The organism is Isoptericola hypogeus, from assembly GCF_039531145.1.
Classification (GTDB): domain Bacteria; phylum Actinomycetota; class Actinomycetes; order Actinomycetales; family Cellulomonadaceae; genus Isoptericola; species Isoptericola hypogeus.
In genome coordinates this window covers 1-542 of the sequence record NZ_BAAAPM010000022.1, presented here as the reverse complement: position 1 = coordinate 542, position 542 = coordinate 1, and the positions used below count along the sequence as shown (strand labels likewise).

At 72.7% G+C, this 542-nt stretch carries 1 protein-coding gene; it reads right to left on the bottom strand.

Features of this window, described 5'->3' with window-relative positions; genetic code table 11:
• A partial coding sequence (locus ABD254_RS21255; protein WP_344250976.1) for a recombinase RecT occupies positions 1–542 on the bottom strand: 542 nt, incomplete at both ends.

The window sequence follows — 542 nt, the reverse complement described above, 5'->3', positions numbered from 1 at the left end:
CCATGCCGGCACGTTGCTGGGCCGGGTCGGTGACGCCGAGGTCACGGAGGAGGGCGAACACGTGCTTGCGGGTGCGGTCGCTGATCGGCTCGGTGACGTCCTCGGCGACGTCGTCACTGACGGTGTCGTCGTACGACGTCGTAGGTGTCGCCCCGATGACGTCGGCCGCTGTCTCCCGGCGCCGCGGCGACGGCGGCGCGCTGTCGGCGTGGTGCAGCTCGTCCTCGACGTACACGCCGGCCAGGTCCTGAGGGAAGGCCATACGCCATGCCAGGGCCTCGGCGCACTTCGCGATCTGCCCGCCCGGGCGCTGCTGCCACATCTGCGTCAGGTCGCCGTTGGACTTCGTCTGCTTGTACTCGTCGAACAGGGCGACGGCGGTGAACGGCTGCCCGGCCCGTTCGATCGTGACGCGGGCGGCCAGGGGGACGCCCCACTCGGACGACCAGACCGGTCCCCACTGCCCGTCGCGGGTGCACCACTCGGGGGCGCCGACGCTGATCGCCTCGCCCGCGAGGTCGGCGGCGCGGCGGCCGATGAGC